The 270-nt window shown below is 47.8% G+C and carries 1 protein-coding gene; it reads right to left on the bottom strand.

The window, feature by feature from the left end; genetic code table 11:
- On the bottom strand, positions 1 to 270 hold a 270-nt coding region (locus tag A3735_RS29640; protein ID WP_197485846.1), incomplete at both ends, for a tetraacyldisaccharide 4'-kinase.

Here is a 270-nt window from a genome sequence, read left to right on the forward strand (position 1 = left end):
CCGGCTGACCCGACAATTTATCCAAAGCTAAGGCTTGATTGAGACCATCCTGACCGGGATCAGCCTTCAACGGCAGTAAGTTGCCTGGTCGTAAATCCATTCGAATGTAAGGCTCTGATGAATTCACGCCAGGTAAATCATCAGCACCGTTGATCACCTGAAAGTCCAGCTTCTTCATTCGAGACTGGCTTTCACGCAAAGGCCCCATCGGAAGTAAATATCCATTACCCAAGGCTCTTTGACCATCGTAAACACAAACTTCCACATCAC

This window comes from Oleiphilus sp. HI0061 (assembly GCF_001635675.1).